At 57.2% G+C, this 19,145-nt stretch carries 18 protein-coding genes; 5 read left to right on the top strand and 13 right to left on the bottom strand.

The window, feature by feature from the left end; translation table 11 throughout:
* Positions 1 to 99: 99 nt before the first annotated feature.
* The 4 genes from MN188_RS16870 to MN188_RS16855 all read right to left on the bottom strand — a co-directional run bounded on the left by MN188_RS16870 (position 100) and on the right by MN188_RS16855 (position 4,565).
* On the bottom strand, positions 100 to 1,965 hold the full coding sequence (locus MN188_RS16870; protein WP_242110468.1) for a ParB/RepB/Spo0J family partition protein: 1,866 nt from the start codon (positions 1,963 to 1,965) through the stop codon (positions 100 to 102).
* A 124-nt stretch (positions 1,966 to 2,089) separates the two neighbouring features.
* A complete protein-coding gene (locus tag MN188_RS16865; RefSeq protein WP_242110467.1) occupies positions 2,090 to 2,458 on the bottom strand; it encodes a phosphoglycerate kinase in 369 nt (122 codons plus the stop codon).
* Positions 2,459 to 3,010: 552 nt separating this feature from the next.
* Positions 3,011 to 3,496 (bottom strand): PIN domain-containing protein, encoded by a 486-nt coding sequence (locus MN188_RS16860; protein WP_242110466.1) that lies wholly within the window; start codon positions 3,494 to 3,496, stop codon positions 3,011 to 3,013.
* A gap of 7 nt (positions 3,497 to 3,503) precedes the next feature.
* Positions 3,504 to 4,565: a helix-turn-helix domain-containing protein gene (locus MN188_RS16855; RefSeq protein ID WP_242110465.1), complete on the bottom strand. Its 1,062-nt coding sequence runs from the start codon at positions 4,563 to 4,565 to the stop codon at positions 3,504 to 3,506.
* Between the two features lie 238 nt (positions 4,566 to 4,803).
* Here MN188_RS16855 and MN188_RS16850 point away from each other — a divergent pair, with 238 nt between their 5' ends.
* Genes MN188_RS16850 through MN188_RS16840 form a run of 3 tightly spaced genes read left to right on the top strand, consistent with a single transcriptional unit; the run spans position 4,804 to position 8,215 of the window.
* On the top strand, positions 4,804 to 6,306 hold the full coding sequence (locus MN188_RS16850; RefSeq protein ID WP_242110464.1) for a phospholipase effector Tle1 domain-containing protein: 1,503 nt from the start codon (positions 4,804 to 4,806) through the stop codon (positions 6,304 to 6,306).
* A gap of 3 nt (positions 6,307 to 6,309) precedes the next feature.
* Positions 6,310 to 7,626, top strand: coding sequence for an SMODS domain-containing nucleotidyltransferase (locus tag MN188_RS17730; protein WP_242110462.1), 1,317 nt, complete (start codon positions 6,310 to 6,312; stop codon positions 7,624 to 7,626).
* A complete protein-coding gene (locus MN188_RS16840) occupies positions 7,616 to 8,215 on the top strand; it encodes an SLATT domain-containing protein (RefSeq protein WP_242110461.1) in 600 nt (199 codons plus the stop codon). The genes MN188_RS17730 and MN188_RS16840 overlap by 11 nt, the downstream gene beginning before the upstream one ends.
* 92 nt (positions 8,216 to 8,307) lie before the next feature.
* Here MN188_RS16840 and MN188_RS16835 read toward each other — a convergent pair whose 3' ends face one another.
* The 9 genes from MN188_RS16835 to MN188_RS16795 form a co-directional block, all read right to left on the bottom strand.
* Positions 8,308 to 8,733, bottom strand: coding sequence for a hypothetical protein (locus MN188_RS16835; RefSeq protein WP_242110460.1), 426 nt, complete (start codon positions 8,731 to 8,733; stop codon positions 8,308 to 8,310).
* Complete coding sequence (locus MN188_RS16830) at positions 8,723 to 9,658, bottom strand: cation diffusion facilitator family transporter (RefSeq protein ID WP_242110459.1); 936 nt, start codon at positions 9,656 to 9,658, stop codon at positions 8,723 to 8,725. Before MN188_RS16830 ends, MN188_RS16835 begins: the two co-directional genes overlap by 11 nt.
* A gap of 22 nt (positions 9,659 to 9,680) precedes the next feature.
* Complete coding sequence (locus MN188_RS16825) at positions 9,681 to 12,071, bottom strand: heavy metal translocating P-type ATPase (protein ID WP_420839011.1); 2,391 nt, start codon at positions 12,069 to 12,071, stop codon at positions 9,681 to 9,683.
* 50 nt (positions 12,072 to 12,121) lie between these two features.
* On the bottom strand, positions 12,122 to 13,045 hold the full coding sequence (gene lgt, locus MN188_RS16820; RefSeq protein ID WP_242110458.1) for a prolipoprotein diacylglyceryl transferase: 924 nt from the start codon (positions 13,043 to 13,045) through the stop codon (positions 12,122 to 12,124).
* Positions 13,042 to 13,563, bottom strand: a complete 522-nt coding sequence (locus tag MN188_RS16815) for a TVP38/TMEM64 family protein (RefSeq protein ID WP_338023257.1) — start codon at positions 13,561 to 13,563, stop codon at positions 13,042 to 13,044. The genes lgt and MN188_RS16815 overlap by 4 nt, the downstream gene beginning before the upstream one ends.
* A 226-nt stretch (positions 13,564 to 13,789) precedes the next feature.
* A complete protein-coding gene (locus MN188_RS16810) occupies positions 13,790 to 15,142 on the bottom strand; it encodes a multicopper oxidase domain-containing protein (RefSeq protein ID WP_242110457.1) in 1,353 nt (450 codons plus the stop codon).
* A gap of 114 nt (positions 15,143 to 15,256) precedes the next feature.
* A complete protein-coding gene (locus MN188_RS16805) occupies positions 15,257 to 15,727 on the bottom strand; it encodes a rhodanese-like domain-containing protein (RefSeq protein WP_143037449.1) in 471 nt (156 codons plus the stop codon).
* A gap of 22 nt (positions 15,728 to 15,749) precedes the next feature.
* Positions 15,750 to 16,136: a DUF302 domain-containing protein gene (locus tag MN188_RS16800; RefSeq protein ID WP_242110456.1), complete on the bottom strand. Its 387-nt coding sequence runs from the start codon at positions 16,134 to 16,136 to the stop codon at positions 15,750 to 15,752.
* A gap of 101 nt (positions 16,137 to 16,237) precedes the next feature.
* Complete coding sequence (locus tag MN188_RS16795; RefSeq protein ID WP_242110455.1) at positions 16,238 to 16,855, bottom strand: EF-hand domain-containing protein; 618 nt, start codon at positions 16,853 to 16,855, stop codon at positions 16,238 to 16,240.
* Positions 16,856 to 17,025: 170 nt separating this feature from the next.
* Here MN188_RS16795 and MN188_RS16790 point away from each other — a divergent pair, with 170 nt between their 5' ends.
* Positions 17,026 to 17,748 carry a response regulator gene (locus MN188_RS16790; protein WP_242110454.1) on the top strand — a complete coding sequence of 241 codons (723 nt, stop codon included), beginning with the start codon at positions 17,026 to 17,028 and terminating at the stop codon, positions 17,746 to 17,748.
* Complete coding sequence (locus tag MN188_RS16785; protein WP_242110452.1) at positions 17,745 to 19,130, top strand: ATP-binding protein; 1,386 nt, start codon at positions 17,745 to 17,747, stop codon at positions 19,128 to 19,130. Before MN188_RS16790 ends, MN188_RS16785 begins: the two co-directional genes overlap by 4 nt.
* Positions 19,131 to 19,145: the final 15 nt, after the last annotated feature.

Genomic DNA, 19,145 nt, shown 5'->3' with positions numbered 1-19,145 from the left:
CCGCCGGACAATTTTGGAGGCCAGGTTCCTGGGTGATCGCTGGACAAAAAAAGACCCCGCGTGATGCGGGGCCAGTTGGTCCTTCCCACGAAGGAGCCGTCAGGTGCAGTCGGGCACCCATTTGTCGAGTTTGGCTTTCTGATCGGGCGTCAGTCCCATGAGTTTCTGGGTGGTGGGATCGCTCATGAGCTTCTCCATCTTCTCGGCTTTTTCCGCCTTCTTGAGCTTGGCGAACGCGGTGACGTGTTCATCACGGGCATCACAGTCGAGGAACTCGCAGAGCAGATCGACAAGGTGTCCGGCTGAAACGCGCGAGAAAAAATTCTCCGCCGTGGGCGTCCAGTGCTTGCGGATATCGGCCCCGGCTTCCTCGGCGATCAAGCCAAAGAATTCTGGACCGCCAGCCCGGTGGGGCAGGGTGCGCGCGATCGCTTCGGTGATCTGGACGTTGCGGGCCTTCTTGCCGCCCTCGCGGAAAGCGGCAAAGGCCTCGGCGAGATCATCAACGCGGGTGCCCTTCTGCCAGTATTCGCAGGCATCAATCCCGTGCTCGAGACGTGGCTCGGAGATGAAGCCATCCTCTACGCTCGGCGCGTTGGTCGGGCGGTCCAGCCGGATGCCGAAAACGCTCTCAAAGCTGCCAGAGGCGACAGACAGACCGAAGCCCAGCAGGTCCAGCACCAGTTCCGGCTTGGCCAAAAGGGCGGCTTGCACGGAGGCCAGTCGGATCGCCTGCATATCCGCCACCAGCTTTTGCGAGTAGGGGGATTTTGGGGTGTCGGACTTACTGGTCTGCGGCGCTTGCAGGATACCGGCCTCGATGGCCGCTTTTTTGTCCTCCGGACGTACCAAACCGGTGGTGACTTCGATCTTGCCTGAGCCGTTCACGAGAATAATGCAACCCGCATGGGCCAGCTGATCCTTGGAATAATCGCCGTCGAGGATGGCCTGAAATTTGGAAAGCCGGGCTTCGCCGTCTTCATCCAGAACACCGCCATTGGCGAGATCGGCCAACGCGTCGTAGTCCTCTGCTTCTGCCTCGGTTAGGTCACCTTCAATGGGATAGAGGCGGGCCAGCTTCATCTGGTCCAACTCGTAGTAATTGAGCCAGGCCTCGTTGCGAGCCTCGGCCCATGCCCAGCCGTCTTTCTCGACCAGATCGGCCCGCGCGGCGTCCAGCTTTTCAGCAAACAACCGATCCAGAAGGGCAGGGGAGGCGAGGAAGACCTCGTCCGAGAAGAGATCGCGCGTGACCGTGCCGCCGTCGGCCTCGTAGGCCTCGATGCCGACGAACTTGGCGCGGCGGTCCGTGGCCTTGATGGCGTCGGGATGCAAAGCGTTCTTGATCGCGGCCTCAGACACGGCCTGATCTTTCACCTGATCCAGTAGGCTCAAGGTCAGGGCTTCGTCATCGGAGAGGGTGAAAGCCTTGGCAGTGCCGAGACTGATCTCACCCGCTGCCAGCGCGTCGAGCACGGGTTCAGGCAGGCCTGCGAGGGCAAGACGCTGATAGACGCGGGCCTCGGTCACGGCGAAGGCGAGGGCGATTTCCGGCACGCTGGCCCCGCGTTCCTTCATGCGACCGAAGGCGCGGATTTCATCCGCTGGGGTCATGTCTTCGCGGGCCGCGTTTTCGGCGCTGGCCCAGTCCTCGGCCTCGGTGGCGTCAGCGGCAAGCTTGACGGGCACCGTGGTGAACGGATGAGTCTTGGAGCGTTCCGCGATCATCTGGATGGCGCGAAGGCGACAGCCGCCCGCGACGACCCCAACCTTTCCGTCCTCGTCCATGAGACCGGCGAGATTGTGGATGAGGCCGAAGCGCTCGATGCTGTCCGCAAGGCTTTCAATATGGGCCTCAGAGACAGCTTTGCGCGGGTTCAGATCGGAGATGGAAAGCATCTCCAACGGGATTTGCAGGATCACGGCGCTGGCGGCGTCGGTCTGGATGGATTGTTGCTTGGTCATTATCTTGGTCCTTTGATGCGTTGTCAGGGCCTCTCAGAGCGCCGGAGAGCGCTTTGAGGCCATTTTGATAGGGGAGGGGGTGGGGGAGGGGGCCGACGCGCCTGAGCGCCTCGGCCCCAGGGCGTCACCACCAGCAGGAATAGATCACGGTCGATCCCTGCGCGATTTCTGCTCGCGCCCATGCGCAGAACTCAAGGTCGTAGTCGCGGTATTGGGTGGCCTGCTCGTCCTGAAACTGATGGCCATAGAAGAACCCGCCTTCACAGTGGGGCAGGGCGCTCCCTTTCACGGCCTGCTCGAGCGTATCGATGTCGGTGGTTTCGAGCTTCAACTCGCCGCAGTTCAGATCGGTAGCGGACAGCCCGGTGCGCTCGACATAGAGGCCTTCCATGAAGGTTTGCAGCTTCGAATGCTTGCGCCAGACGAATTTGGCGCTTTCGCCCTCATCGCCGCTCTCGGCAGTTTTCAGATATGCGTATTGATCGAGGCCCATGGCCTAACTCCTTTCGCGGTTGGAGCGGCGCGGTGCTCTGTTTTGTTCCGACCCATCGGTCTTGGCCCGCTTCCGCCAGTGGCGGAGGCCTCGACTGATCTCACAGACTGAAAAGCCCCCGTGCTTTTCGGCTGGGCAGAGCAGGGGAGGGCGCAAGCCCACCTGCGGCCGGACGGCGGCCCGACACAGGGGGCCGGAGCGGTGAAATCGGGAGGGACCCGCGCTTCGCGCGGGAGGAGCCGGATTTCTCCGTGGAGGCTGGCGCGCGCGCCGCGCGACACCAGAGCCCCTGTTCGGGACGCCGGCCGGATGGCAGGCGGATATCAGATTGGGAACCTGCCAGCCGGGTTAGAGCGGAGCGGAGACCCGGCTGACCGCTGGTTCAAGGGATCGCAGTTTCGCCCGCGATCTCACCTGTGAATTGCACGAGGGATCGTATCCCGGATGGGCGGAGACGCCTCCAGGCAGCTCCGGGCGCAGCCAAGAGCCTGGTCAGCGCTACGCGCTGGTGTGCCATCGTAATGGCAGAGATCTATCTATTTTAATTTGTTTTCAATATCTTACAAGGCGGCGATTGATCTCCCGAACCGGAAGTCTGCACCTCGGATGATCACGAACCACCTCAAGACCCGATTTGAGCACAGCCGTTGAGCAAACATCATGTCGCTCCATTTCGTCAAATACCCACAAGACACCATGCATCGCGAGGTTTTGGCTTTCCGCTTCTGCCCTTAGAGCTCCATCACCGGTTAGGAGAACCCAATCCCTTTCCGCCGCCAGACAAAACGCAAAAACGTCTGGCGTCGATAGCATAGCTTTCGCTCGTTTGAGTTCTGTCGCTTGTGCGGTTTCTTGGGGCGTAAGTTCTTCAACTCTCAGCCCAAGGTCGACCAGATCTGGACCCATCCAGTCGAGGAGTTCCGCTTCGTAGAGAAGATCGGGAACAACAAACTCATAGGGAAGGTCAAAGAGCCTCGCGGTGAGCGAGGCTCTTTCGATGTCAATCAGGACAGAGGTATCAGAAACAAGGACTTGCACATGGGCACTATGCCATGTGGTCCAACCGCTCTTCCAGCTCTTTCACACGTATTTCGAGAAGTTCGGCAGCTCGAGACAACCCAATCAATCCTTCAGAAAGAGCCCGGAAACAAAGTCGTTGAAAACGCCCAGGCTCTTCCTTCTCCCAAGGGAGGGAATGAGGTTCCTCAAATGGCTCATCACGCCACCCACGTTCTTTGAAAGTCTTAAACAGCCGCGCGAATGTGGCCTGGTTGATGATTTCCAAATCCTTACAGCGATAAGTCAACGCTTGAATACTCACACCAAAGCGATCCTTCAGGCTGATCAACTCACCAATGCTGATATCCGTTCGACGAGCACCAATCTCGTGGCGCAGCACTTCGCCAGGGATGAGAAACGCGCCCGCAAACCGGTTAGCCGCACGCTCGGAATCGCAACCATCTGCGACGTTGAGAACCATGTGCCCCAATTCATGCGCCAGGCTAAATCGTTTTCGCTCTGACCAAGTGTGCTTCTTGACCATGATAACGCGGGCCGAATGATCGCCTTTCCGGCGAACCTTTGCGGCCAACCCATCAATCCGGTCAACGTCGAGCGACAATACCTTGACCCCGTGCTCTTCGAGGAGTTCTGCAAGCATTGGAATTGGGTCGTGCCCAAGCTGCCAGGAAGCACGCATATGCCGAGCTGCATCTTCTGCATCTCTAGGGTCAGCCACCCAGTACGGGGCCTCGAGCGGTGCATCCCAATCCTGGCTCGACAGATTCAGCAAGCTTTCGATAGCGAGGTATTTTTCGACCATGTTGAGCGTCTTGGCTTCAATCGTTGCCACCTCCTTGGCGGATGAGCTTGCGGATTTTCGAAACTCGACACCGTCCAACTCGAGCTCATCGTCACTGAGCAGAAAATCCACCGAAACGTTTAGCGCACGGGCAAGTGCCAGCAGCACGCCCGATCCAGGCATGTCCTCGTTGCGCTCATACTTACCAATAGCCTGAGCAGACACTTTGTTTTCCATGGCATCGGAGAGTGCACGGAGCGAAAGGCCGGATGCAGCCCGGGCTCCTTTGAGTCGCTTGCCAATCATATCGTCCTCCCAGTGAGTGGTTTACATTCCACCCATATGATTGATATTTTGTAAACTACAACGCTTGAAAGCGCGGCGTATCACCTCTATATGGTAACATGAAGCCAAAAAGAAGGCAAATTTGTAAACCACCGGAGCCATGCCGAGACCAAGACCTCGGGGCTCACGAAACACAGGCAAAAACTCGGGGCATCACAGGGTGAGAGCCTCGATTTGAAATGAAGCAGGACGGGCCAAGATGCCAAAGAACATTCTCATCTTTTCTGATGGTACTGGCCAAGTGGGGGGCCTGCGCCCCGACCAACGGCTTTCCAACGTTTACAAAATGTACCGGGCTATGCGGCCGGGCCCATCTTCACCTATCAAGCCGGAACAGCAGGTCTGCTACTATGATGCCGGCCTTGGAGCAGGCGAGGTTGGTGGCCTAACATTTCAACGGGTCAGGAATGTGCTTTCGGCAGCTGTTGGGACAGGCATCGATGAAAACGTGATCGACTGCTACGAGAAAATCATTTCTTACTATGAGCCGGGCGATCGCATCCTATTGTTCGGGTTTTCGCGGGGCGCCTATACCGTCCGGGCTGTCACGAATGTTATGAACCTTTGCGGGGTTCCCACAACGATGCCAGATGGCACGCCGGTGCCAAGGCATGGGCCACGGCTGCGCAAGATCGCGAGTGACGCCGTCAACTATGTCTATAACCACGGCAATGGGCTTCCCCGAGGCCAGCAGCCCTATCTCGACCGACGGGAGGAGCTCGGTCGCCGCTTTCGGCGCAAATATGGCAGCTTTGTTCCGGATGCAAAAAAGGACGTACAGGGCAACGTGCAACCCACATTCGTTGGGGTATTCGATACGGTAGCAGCACTCGGGAACGTCTTGGTCGGATTTGCCGCAGCGGGAGCGTTTGCCGCGCTTTTGGCAATTGTTCTCCTCATGATTTACGCTTCATGGCATTGGCTCCTGTGGACGCCACCGAGCATCCTGGCATTGGTGATCCTCTACTGGTACGGCAAACTGCGGTGGTCGCAGTTCAAGTACTTTTCGCCTGATGAAGACAGGCCGCTGAAAATCTCGAACATCCGAGATTGGCCCAAGATCTGGAAATTCGGGCACCGGGCGGTTTGGAACCGCGAAAACTACGACAAATGGCTGGACTCGGATGTCGGCTTCGCACGTCATGCCTTGGCAATTGACGAGCACCGCAGGGATTTTCCGCGTGTAAAATGGGCCATGCATGCCGAAGAGAAGAAAAACGCCGGTAAAAACCCTGAGTGGTTGAAGCAGATTTGGTTCGCGGGATGCCACAGCGATATCGGGGGCAGCTATCTCGAACCTGAATCAAGGCTGAGTGATATCTCGCTCGAATGGATGGTCGGGGAAGTGCGCGACTGTGTACCGGAGATACTGATCAACGACGATCAACTGGTCACATCCGGCGACCCAACGGGCATGCAGCATGAAGAAACCTTCATGTTCAAATTTGGGCCCATCCAGAAACGGTGGCCTGCAAAACCCCGCATGGTGAACCCCGACTTCCCGCTCCACCCGTCGGTTCTGGAACGCCTGAAAGCCGATACAGTTTCGCATTTGGGTGAAATGAAGCCTTACAGACCCGAACAGCTCAAGGACCATCTTGCTGCGCGTGAATTCTACGAGGACAGCCAAGCGGCGGCAACGGGGCCAACCCGGAAACCCCAAAATGGCGACGCATCCGTAAAGCCTGTTTTGGAGGACTGATACGTGGATATAGGCGAAGATTTTGAAGAATTGCTGGACAACCTGCAATTGGCGAATAGCGGGACAATTAGCCTTCGCTATGGAGAGGTTACTTCCGCGCTCAATCGCGAATTTCGAGACACAGATTCAAAAACTGCCAACAGTTTGCGGGTCGGCTCGATTGGGCGTTTCACGGCCATCAACGGGGTGTCCGATCTCGACATGATCTACATCATGCCCGCCTCCAAGTGGGACGACTACAAAAGCGGTGGGCAATACAAATTGCTCAAGTCCGCCAAAGACGCGATCAGAGCCCGATACCCTACGACCACAGTCAAAGTTGATCGCCTAGTCGTTCGCGTACTTTACAAAGACTTCCACATTGAAGTGCAGCCCGCGTTTGAACAGGATGACGGGAGTTTCAAGTACCCCGACACGGCCGGGGACGGTTCCTGGAAAATCACGAAACCGCGTGAAGAGATGGAAGAGATAGCGGCTTCAAATGACCGGAAAAACCGGAATTTGCGACGGCTGTGTAAAATGGCGAGAGCCTGGAAAAACAAGCATGGCATTGCTGTGGGCGGCTTGTTGATCGACACGTTGGCGTACAATTTCCTGGAATCCACGGATGCCTATGACGAGCGGAGCTACTTTTTTTACGACTATATGAGCCGTGATTTTTTTGAGTATCTCTCCAACGAAGAAGACCACGAGTTCTATGCCGCGCTTGGCAGTCGCCAACGGGTCCGCGTCAAGAAGAAGTTCCAGAAGAAAGCCAAGAAGGCCTATGAGCTTTGCGAGAATGCTATCGCTGCTTCGGGTCAGAAGAATGAGCGTCAAAAGTGGCGGGATGTTTTTGGGAAAGCTTTTCCTGCACCTGCGAAGCTGGAGCAAAAGGCACATGCGCATGTCTTCAAGAACACTGAGGAGTTTATAGAGGACAGGTTCATTGTCGACATTCGACACCACCTACGGATCAATTGCGAAGTTACGCAGAATGGCTTCAGGCCCACGATGCTTCGTGAGCTGTTGGAGGGCGTGGGTATCCTGCGGCCGGAAAAGAAACTTCGGTTCTTTGTGGCTGATGCATCGGACCTGCCCGATGGCGTTGAGTTTCACTGGAAAGTTTTGAACCGCGGCTATGAGGCGGAGCGGCGTGATATGATCCGGGGTCAGATCGTCCGTGATGTCGGTCGGGGTGAGCGCCAGGAGACGACTACCTTCAGGGGAGATCACCTGGTGGAATGTTATGCCGTCAGTAGGGGCGTTGTCGTCGCACGCGACACGATCCGAGTTCCGATCCGCGTGCGAGACGCCCAGGACGAAGAATATGCCGCATAGCTACGACATCACGTTTGAAGACCAAATTCGAGAGTGTTTCGCACGAGTTGTCTACACCCATAAGACTCATGAACGGATGGCAGACCGCTGCAGTCAAGACCTCCGCCGTTTCAAATGGGCTCAGATTGTACTCTCTGCACTAACAAGCGCCGGTGCCGTGGGTGTTGTAGTCCGAGATGAGTTTTGGATCGAGTTGGCTACGGCCATCGTGTCTTTTTTGACTTTGTTGGTGGCGGCATATCTCAAGAACTTTGAGCCAGGTGCTACGGCTCAAAAGCATCGGGATGCGGGAGCAAAGCTCTGGAATGTCCGCGAATGCTATCTTTCATTGCTGACTGATCTTCCGCGGCTCCCACATGAAAAGGTCGTTGAGCGCCGTGACGAGCTCCAGGCAATGCTTGCGGCTCTCTACGTCGGCGCGCCTCGGACTAATGGAAAGGCCTACGCGGAGGCACAGGATCGACTTAAGACAATGGAGGACATGACCTTCTCCGACGAAGAGATCGATTGTTTCCTACCTTTGTCGTTGAAGCGGTCCGGCGGGCGACCCAAACAACCAAACGACAATCAGGGTGGAGGCCAGGAGTAGCCTGTGACTGACCAGAACACGCTTCCCCCTTTGCAACAACGCGACAAAGCCATTAGCGGGTAAGGCGCAATCTAAGTAACGCGATGCTAAAGTCACACCGCCTCTGGGGATCGGCCGTAGACAATCCAGCCGTAGAGAAAACCACCTAGAATGGCCGGGATGACCCCGCTCAGAATGAACAGCGCCGTATTCTCGTCTCCCCCAAAATACCCAAATCGAGCGTCGATCCTGCTGCATAGCCAGGCGCAGTAGCTACCGACCGCCGCCATCACCAACGCAGCCCCTATGACAGCTTCGCGCCCTTGAAATCGGTCTTCCACCCACAAGTAGGTTAGGGCGCCGATCACTAGCCCCATTGCGATGCCGCAGGTCATGGTCCAGACGACTTTTCCCAGGATGCTGCCGTCGGGAAACAGGAATATGCCCCAAACCACGAGATAAAACATCTCTGCACCCGTGGTAAGGACCACCGCAATGATGAACATGCGAAGCAATGGGTGGAATTTTTCACTGGTCATGATTGTGGTCTCCTTCTTTCGCGATTGCAGACAAATCAATTTCTTCAGCCCCGCTTTCGTCCAAACACTCGCCCTCAACTTGCAGCGTGACGAAAAAGAAGCCGTATTCCTTGCGCAGGAGGGAATAGGCCGCAGGAAGGACACGCCGTTGTGCGGCATCGTCGTGAACGCGCAGGTGCGCTGAGAAAACGTGGCGACCGCTGGTCAAGGCCCAGGCATGGGCGTGGTGAACATTCTCGACGCCATCGAGCGTTGCGAGCGCTTGCAGAACCTCGGGCAGATGCACCGTTGGCGGTGTCCCCTCCATCAAGAAGTGCGCCGCTTCATTGAGTATGCCCCAGCTGGCCCAGAGCAGCACAAAACCGAAAGCCATACCCAAGAGCGGGTCGATCAGGAGGAAGCCCGTAAAGCGAATGACCAGCGCAGTTATGATGATCAGAAGGCTACCGACAAATGTCTGGATGATGTGCCATAGAGCACCCTTCGTGTTGAGATCGTCGTTGCTTTGCCTCCAGATCAAACCAAGCGAAATAAACTCGGTAACCAGCCCGCCAGCCGCAGCAATCAACATCGGGCCTGTTGGCAGATCCAGAGGGGTGGCGAGGCGCATTGCGGCCATAACAATGACGACCAGTGCCATAGCCAATAAGAACCCGCCATTGACAAGCGCACCCAGAATTTCCGCCCGGGCCCATCCGAAACTGCGCTGATCGTCCGCTGGGCGCTTTGCCAGCTTAGCCGCCACGATGGCAACGAGTACTCCTCCAACAGCTGAGAAGGTATGAAACGCGTCCGAGATTACGGCGATTGAGCCCGTCCAAAGGCCAATTCCAAGTTCAATGACGAAATACACGCCCGTCAGCCAAGCTGAAATCACCAAAGCCCGCCCGCTGGAAGGCATATGCCCTTGATGCCCGTTTGCCATGGCTAGCCCCCTTTTTTGCGGATCAGAGTTTGACGCGACGCAAGCGCAGCGCGTTGGATATCACCGAGACCGAAGACAAGCTCATTGCGGCTGCAGCGATCATTGGCGACAACAAAATGCCGAGCAGCGGATAAAGGACACCTGCCGCTATCGGCACGCCCGCCGCATTGTAGGCAAAGGCGAAGAACAGGTTCTGCTTGATATTGCGCAGTGTCGCCTTGGCCAATTTGCGTGCCCGTACGATACCGACAAGATCCCCGCCCAGCAGTGTGATACCGGCACTTTCCACCGCGACATCAGCTCCGGTCCCCATAGCGATCCCCACATCGGCTGCCGCCAATGCAGGCGCGTCGTTGACCCCGTCGCCGGCCATCGCCACCCGATGTCCACGGGCGTGTAGTTCTTCCACCAGCGCTTTCTTGTCTTCGGGCAGAACACCAGCGCGAACATCATCAATACCCAGTGAGCCGGCGACGGCTTCGGCGGTTCGTTGGTTGTCACCTGTTGCCATGATCACCTTGAGCCCCAAATCGTGCAGGTCACGAATGGCTCCGGCCGTCGTCGGCTTGATGGGATCGGCAACCGCGACAACCCCTGCAAGTGCGCCGTCCAGGGCGACAAACATTGCCGTCTTACCTTCCATGCGCAGGGCATCCATGGAGTCTTCAATCCCCGAGGTTTCGATACTCAAGAGTTGCATCATTGCGGTATTCCCAAGCGCAACGGTTTGACCTGCGATGGTGCCTTGAACACCTTTGCCAGTCACGGCTTCAAAGCTGTCGGCTTTGGGCAAGGTAATTCCTCGACTCCGCGCCCCTTCGACGATCGCCTCTGCCAACGGGTGCTCTGATACCAACTCGAGTGCTGCTGCGAGCTTGAGAACGGTGTCACTCGTGAGATCGGAAAAGGCCACGACATTGGTCAGCTCGGGCTTGCCAAGGGTTAGAGTGCCTGTTTTGTCCACGATAATCGTATCCACACGCGCCATACGCTCAAGCGCTTCCGCATCCTTGATCAGAACTCCGGCTTGCGCGCCCCGCCCAGCCGCTGTGGTGATCGATATCGGAGTTGCCAGGCCAAGCGCACAGGGGCAGGCGATGATCAGAACCGACACGGCCGCCGCGATAGCGAAGGCAAGTGCCGGCTCAGGGCCCAGGACCACCCAGGAGACAAATGCAACGATAGCGATCAACACGACAGTCGGCACGAATACAGATGACACGCGGTCAGCAAGGCCCTGAATTGGCGCGCGCGAACGACGGGCACCCGCAACCATTTCGACAATTTGTGACAAGACTGTATCAGCGCCTACCTGGGTTGCGCGGACGGCAAGAGATCCATTCTTGTTAATTGTGCCGCCGGTCACCCGGTCACCTTCTGTCTTTTCAACCGGCACTGGCTCGCCAGTGATCATGCTTTCATCAATCGATGAATGGCCCTCGATCACGGTCGCGTCGACCGGAATGCTGTCACCCGGCCGAACCCGCAGTAAATCTCCGACAACGACCTGCTCAAGAGGCACATCCCGCTCCAGTCCATCGGGCAGAATGACCCGCGCCATTTTTGGTGCCAAATCGAGCAGAGCACGGATCGCATCCCCGGTGCGTTCGCGCGCGCGAAGTTCCAGGACCTGACCGACAAAAACAAGCGCGATGATGACAACAGCGGCCTCGTAATAGGTGCCGACCCCACCTTTAGTTCTGTACTGGTCAGGGAACAGGTTTGGCAGGAATGTAGCGAATAGGGAGTAAACATAGGCTGCCCCAACCCCAAGCGCGATCAAGGTCCACATATTCGGTGACCGGTTTCGTACCGATTCAACACCTCGGGCAAAGAACGGTTGCGCCGCCCAAAGGATAATTGGGGTGGCAATCAGGAACTCGACATATGTTGCCAGCTGATGGCCGAGCCAATCCCGCACGGGCAATCCGACAAGTTCGCCCATCGTGAGAACGACCAGAGGTACCGCCGCAGCGGAACTGACCCACATGCGACGGGTGAAATCAGTCAATTCTTCGTTTTGTTCGTCCGAGGGCAAAACGGTTTCCAAGGCCATCCCGCAGATCGGGCAGGATCCGGGTTCATCTCGGATGATTTCCGGATGCATCGGACAGGTCCATTTTGTGCCCGGAGCGACCGGAGTGGTTGAAGCACCAGGCGCGCCTTCATGCATCCTGCCATCCGCGCCGCCGCTGAACGCGTAAAGCCAGGGGTCGGTTTTGAACTGGGTAAGACACCGGTCCGAGCAGAAGTAGTAGGTTTCCCCCTCCTGATCCTTAGAGAGCGTGTCCTGCGTCACCTCCACGCTCATACCGCAGACAGGGTCAACAGCTTTCAACACCATGTCGGAATGCCCTTCTGGATCCGCGTCATGATGCTGGTGATCGTGGTGATGATCGGTCTTATTTGACATCGTTTTCTCCAATCTATGCGACAAGCGTGGGGGTTCCCGTGGGGGTAGGATCAACCCACTTCGACATGTTTTTTCGGCTTCCGGTTGGCCCGGTCCGATCGGACCCACCAGATCAGAGCGACTCCGGTCAGGATCATGGGCAGGGAGAGAATTTGCCCCATGGTCAGTCCCCCAGTGCCGAAATGCAGTGCATGACCAATCGGGTTTTCTTCCGTAACAAATTGCATATCGGGTTGGCGGACGAACTCGACCAGAAAGCGTGCGGAGCCATAGCCCGCAAGGAACATCCCGGTCAGAGCACCAGGGCTATGCAACCATTTGCGACGCAGGGCGAGGGTCAGTAGAACCGCCCCCAACACCAACCCCTCCAACGCGGCTTCATAAATCTGAGACGGGTGCCGGGCACACAATCCTATTGCTCCGGCGCAAGACTGGGCGGCCTCGCCCGGGAAGACTACGCCCCAGGGAAGGGTGGTCGGGCGCCCCCAAAGTTCGGCGTTTATGAAATTTGCGACCCGCCCCAGAAGCAGGCCGATCGGGGCCGAAAGCGCTAGAAGATCTGCCAAACCGAGAATTTCCAACCGGTTGCGCAAAGCGAACACCAGCGCCGCAACCGATACGCCCAAAAAACCGCCGTGGAAGGACATTCCACCTTGCCACACTTTGAGAATTTCCAAAGGCCGCGCCAGATAATAATCGGGTTGATAGAACAGCACAAAACCAAGCCGCCCACCCAGAATTACACCCACAACAACCCAATTCAGCAGCTGTTCCAGCTGCAGAGATGTCATAGGCGGAGTTTGATCCCGCCAAAACTCAACGTTTCGAATAAGCCGAACACAGAGCTGCCATCCCAGCAGCAATCCGGCAATATAGGCAAGCGCATACCACCTGAGGGCAAAAGTCAGGGACCCGATCTCGATGGAGAAAATCTCGGGTGAGATATCGGGGAAGGGGATGGCGGCGAGGTTCATTTCGGATCTTCCAATTGGGGGGAGGGGGGAACAGTGCCAGACTTGTGGCGCAGCGCCACAACGAGGATTGGCGTGGCCGTCAGGAGGCCAAGACCAATGGCAATCCAGGCGGCAGAACTGAACCTTCCCGACATGGCTTCGTCGCCCAGATAGGCCAAGGCAAAACTTGCTGGGAGAATGCCTGCCAGTGTAGCAAGGATGAACCGCCACGGGTGAATCCGGCTCAAACCAGCGGCATAACTCATCACATCAAATGATACGAACGGCAGCAAGCGGCTTACAAAAACAGCGAGAGTCAACGCATTTTGCGACCCAAGCAGGCCCGTAACTGCCCGGGGGTCAAGAAGCTTGTCGACCGTGTTCCGACCCAAGACGCGGGCGATGCCAAACGCCGCCAAGGCCCCGACCTCAGCCCCAATCGCCACGTAGAGTGTACCAGCAATTTGCCCGAAGGCTGCGCCTGCCGCCAGGGCAATGGGCGCGCTTGGAATGGGGCTTGCAACAACTGCGAGCGTCATGAGGGCTATGATTGCCAGTGGACCGAATGGGCCAAGGCCTTCGACCCATCGGGCAACAGCCTGCGCATCGACTTGCAACCATCCTGGGGAATACAATAGCCAATACCCGATGAGCCCCAAGGCGCTTAGCAAGGCGACAGCGGGCACGATTGATATTGTCGATCTCCTTTCTGGCATCTCAAGCATCCCGATTAAATACATTGGACGCGGCTCAACGTTGGCCCACTCAGCCGACAGTGAACTGGCCCATCATCCCGCCGTCTTCATGTTCGAGGATATGGCAGTGGTACATGAAGGGGGCATTGGCCGGGGCAGGCTGGTCGAAGCGGATCAACAGATCGACCGAACCATTGACCAGAACAGTGTCTTTCCAACCTGTATTCTGACGTTGCGGTGCACGGCCGTTTTCTGACAAGACCTGAAACTTGACGCCATGCACATGAAACGGGTGCATCATCATATCCGCGTTCACCGTCCATCGCTCAATGGTCCCTTGGGTCACACGGAAATTGATCCGGTCCATCGCAAACGCATCTCCGTTTATAGAGAAGCGCCGGTCGGAACGGCCAAGCATCATTCCCATTCCCATAGGCATATCCAACGAAAGACGCCGCCAGATCGCGTTTGCGGCATCACCGTTTGGGCGGCTGCCACCGAGGTCGTCGGGCTGTCTTGTGATACGCGTGGGAAGGGTGGGATCGACAGTAAACGGCAACACGGAAAAACGGCCGCTTTGCTGGCGCCGACCTCCCATCATGCCACCCATCATCCCGGTATTGGGGTTGTGTTCAGACGTCAGCGTGACATCGCGTGCATCTGAAAAATCAACCAGCACCTCGAAACGCTCACCGGGGGAGAGACGCAGCTTCGACAATCGGGTCGGCTTGTCCAGGTAACCGCTGTCCGTGGCGACAAGATGCATGGGTCGCCCATCCGATAATGCAAGCGTATAGATACGCGCGTTTGACCCGTTCAGAAGACGAAGACGGACCAGCCCTTTGGGTACAACAGCCATGGTCCCAACCTGGCCATTGACCAGGATCGTATCGCCAAGAAACCCCATCATGCGGTCAGGCATGGTGAGAGAAAGATCAATCTCTCCCCGCCGGGAAAACCGCCGATCCTGCAAAACCAAGGTCAGATCATCGACACCATATTGAGAGGGCAGCCCACGCGCATCATCCTGGCCGTCGTCAATATGAAGCACACCTGCCAAACCCATTTGAACCTGACGGGCAGTAGCGCCGTGGATGTGGGAATGATACCAAGCCGTCGCCGCTGGCTGTGTTAACTCGAGTTCGGGTGACCAAGTTGTTGCCGGTTCAACTGTCTGATGAGGGCCGCCATCGACCGTGCCTGGCACAAGAAGCCCGTGCCAATGCACCGAAATCTCTTCGTCGAGCGAATTGAGGACATCAACTTGGGTTGCACGCCCGGTCGACATCCGCAATGTCGGGCCCAGGAAGGGCTGGTTGAACCCCCAAGTGTCGGCGCGGGACGAACCGACAAATGCGGTTCGCCCCTTTTGCGCCTCCAATCGAACTTGCCCTGAAGATGTGGCGTCCAGGAGCGGAGGCATGGTCAACCGCTTTGCTGCCACTTGGCCAAAGGACAAGGACGCAGTCCCCGCAGCCAAAGCGCTGGCAGAAAGGCCCCCAAGGAAAGTTCGACGTCTCATGCATCCACCCTCCGGTCACAGCTTGAGGGTGGATGGCAATGCTGAGATTGCCTCTTGAGCGGTGACGATGGGCAGACCAGCCTTGATCCAACCGGGGCCCTGGCGTGACCCAAGCATGCCTTCTGACACATCGATAAAACTGTCATACCCGGACTTGCGCAGGTTGGTCATCACGGCGCCGGACCGGCCACCTGTCGCGCAAATCAAGGCGACAGCGCGGGTTTCGGCCAGGTCTCGCGCAGCAAACAAACGCTCCGGGAAACGTTCATCATGCAGGCTCACAGGCCAAGCACCTTGAGCAACACCAGTCTCCTGCCATTCCTCTGACGAGCGGATATCAAGCATCCGAATTCGGTCCTGTAACAGGGCCTCGAGCGCTTCGGCTGCAGTCCAGACATCGCGGCCCTGGGCCACGGCGGTGGTCGCGAGCGCTTGAACCGGCAAGAATGCCAGGAGGGTCACGGTGTGACGACGGGTCAGTAACATCTTCTGCTCCCTTCAAACGGATTCACGCGGCTTCAATCGCCGTGCGCAGCATGTCGCGAACTTCGCCAGCCACAGCGTGCAAACCGCTGTTTTCAACGGCCGCCATGGATGCGACCGGGTCGATTGAGCTGACTTCGGTGCCGCCGTCCACTTGACGCAGAATGACGTTGCAAGGCAGCATCGCCCCTATACGCGGCTCCAATCCGATGGCCTGGTGGGCCATGTTGGGGTTGCACGCGCCCAGGATGCGGTAGCCGTCCATATCCACGTCGATCTTCTTTTTCATCGTGGCTTTGACGTCGATTTCGGTCAGAACGCCGAACCCTTGCTCGCCGAGAGCATCACGCACCCGCATGTCTGCATCATCAATGGTCACACCAGACAGCAGCCGGTTGAACGTGTATGTCATCGTATTTCTCCTTTTGAAAAAATGCCCCGACCGACCCTGGGGATCTGTGATGTCAGCCGGGGCGTTGGATGCACCCTAATGGCGTCACCCAATTGAGCGGCTCAGTTGTCCTGAGTGACCATTTCGTCACCCATCATCTGTTCGGCCGAGGGGCGCATGTTCATGCGGTCAGCCGGCGCCGTCATTTCTCCAGTTGTCACCATGCCATCTCCGTCTGTGTCCAGGTGCTGGAACCGATCAACCATCATCGCCCGGATCATTTCACCGTGCAGAACTTCGAATTCCTCCAAGGTCAGCACCCCATCCCCGTCTGTGTCAGCGTCAGCGTGCATCGCCTGCAGTTGACCATGTGCTTCATCCCCGGATATGGCGCCATCGCCATCCGCGTCAGCATCAAATTGACCCATCATCGACCCACGCATGAGGGACATCATGTCCTGATCCATCAGACCCATCGGTCCAGCGGCACCCATGCCTCCGCCCATCATCCCGCCGTGCATCTGCATCATCATTTTCATCATGCCTTGCATCATGTCGTGATGGCTGCCGCCCATCATGCCCATTTGTCCCGCGCCTCCCCCCATTGCCCCAGGGCTCTGGGTCGCGGCCTTCTCCGACCCGGCTTTACCACCACTGTGGTGACCTGCATCGGCAAGCGCGGCGCCTGTCGTGGTGACGATCAGGGTGATGGCGAGTGTGGTATTTGTTATCTTGGACATCGTAGCCTCTCTTTTCGTTTCTTTGCCTCATTCACATCGGCATAAGAATTCGAAATAGAAGGGTGTGCATCATCCGGATTGTAACCGTCTGTCGCAATGCCCGGCTGTTGATACAATCGGTGACAAAAATGGGTCTGACCACCCCTCCATTGATGACTTAGAAAGAGAACATGTCGAACCCACCGAATATCCTCGTCGTTGACGATCACCAGCAGATCCGTGACAGCGTGACCCGCTTTCTTGAGAAAAACGGCTTGCGAGCTACATCCGCCAAAGATGCACAGGATATGGATGCGAAGCTGGCCAAAGGGCATTTCGATTTGATGGTTTTAGACGTGATGATGCCGGGTGAAAGTGGGCTATCGGTCTGCCAGCGCCTCGCTGCTGACAAGAGCATTCCGATAATAATGCTGACTGCATTGGGCGAGGAAACCGATCGCATCGTGGGATTGGAGATTGGCGCTGATGATTATATCGCGAAGCCGTTTAACCCGCGCGAGTTGCTGGCACGGATCAAGGCGGTGTTACGTCGCGCACCGCAGGCTGAAACCATGGCGGGTGACCTGGCTGGTAAGACCGTGCGATTTGCGCATCTTGCCTTGGATGTCGACCGTCAGGTTCTGCTGGGAGGCGACAGTGACGAAACTGCGCTGACAAGTGCAGATTTCAAGCTGCTGCTGGTGCTCCTTGAGCGTCCTCGGGTGATCCTCAGCCGCGACCAGCTATTGGATCTGGCAGCAGGCCGGGCAGCCGGTCCTTTGGACCGCACGATTGACAACCAAATCAGCCGACTTCGTCGCAAGATAGAGCCCGACATCCTGCGACCAAAAATCATCAAGACGATACGCAATGGCGGGTATTGCCTCTCAGTCGATGTAGAGGTGACGGAATGACATTGGGACCCTTTCACACCCTACGGGTTCAACTGGCTTTGTTGGTGGTAGCGGCATTGACCGGCGCCCAGCTTATCAGCTTATGGCTTTTCGCCGATGAACGTAGCCTGGCAGTTCGGGCAGCACTTGGATTTGAGGCTGCCGGACGCTCCGCCAATGTAGCGCGTCTGATCGAAGAAGCTCCGGAAGAATTACGCATGTCGATCTTACGTGCCGCCAATTCGCCCCTTGTGCGTTTTGACCTGGCAAAGGAGCCGATCGTGCAACACACCGACCATTCGGATGGTGGCTTGGTCGAGGGGCGCATCCGCGCGCTCCTGGATGATGGCTATAGTCGCGACATCCGGGTCGAACTACACGAAATTGAAGGGCAGATACTCCCGCTCCCGCACCTTTCGCAGGAAATGGCCGAGATGCATATGGCGATGATGCGCGGCGAGCTGTCGGCGGTCGAGATGAACTTGTCCATTGCGATCGCGGGTGGACAGTGGCTGAATGTTGGAACCCGTTTCGAACGGCCGCCAATCCAGTGGCCTGTCTATTCGATGTTAACCTTTGCGCTGTCTGCGGCAGTGATCTTGGTCGTGGTCTTTTGGTTCCTGATGACCCGGTTGACTGGTCCATTGCGGCGACTCGTTGGGGCGGCAGATCGGCTGGGACGGGGCGAAGACATTGCGGACTTGCCGATGGTTGGACCGACCGAAGTGCGTGACCTGACCTCGACTTTCAACCGCATGCAGGATCGCCTGACCCGGTTCGTGGCGGATCGAACCCGGCTGTTGGCCGCCCTGGGACATGATCTTCGATCCCCGCTTACGGCCATGCGGGTGCGGGCCGAAATGGTTGATGACGATGAAACCCGCGACAGCCTTGTGGCCTCCGTTGAAGAAATGCAGTCCATGGTAGAAGCCACACTGACTTTTGCCCGCGGGCTTGCCGGATCTGAGGAGCCCGAGAATGTAAACATCGGCGAGTTCCTTGAAGCCCTGAAATCGGACATGATGACACCTTTCGTTCTGGAGGTGGGGCCTTCTGTCAAGGCACGGATTCGCCCTCATGCCCTGAGACGCGCTCTACGCAATGTCATCGAAAATGCTGATCGTTATGGTGGTGCGACTCGCGTTTCCCATAGGGGTCGAACCGACGAGTTCATCATAACTGTAGATGATGATGGCCCCGGCATTCCTGCCCCGGAATTGGAACGCGTCTTTGACCCGTTTTTTCGCCTTGAGCAATCTAGGTCCCTGGAGACAGGGGGGTACGGGCTGGGCTTGTCCATCGCCAGGACGATCTTTCGCGCCCACGGCGGCGATATTTCACTTTCCAACCGAGATGAGGGGGGGCTGCGGGCGACGATCGCGATCCCTTTTGCGAACGACTAGTCAATGAAAGGAGGT

This window comes from Aliiroseovarius subalbicans (assembly GCF_022678625.1).
GTDB lineage: Bacteria > Pseudomonadota > Alphaproteobacteria > Rhodobacterales > Rhodobacteraceae > Aliiroseovarius_A > Aliiroseovarius_A subalbicans.
This window is presented reverse-complemented; position numbering and strand designations above follow the sequence as displayed.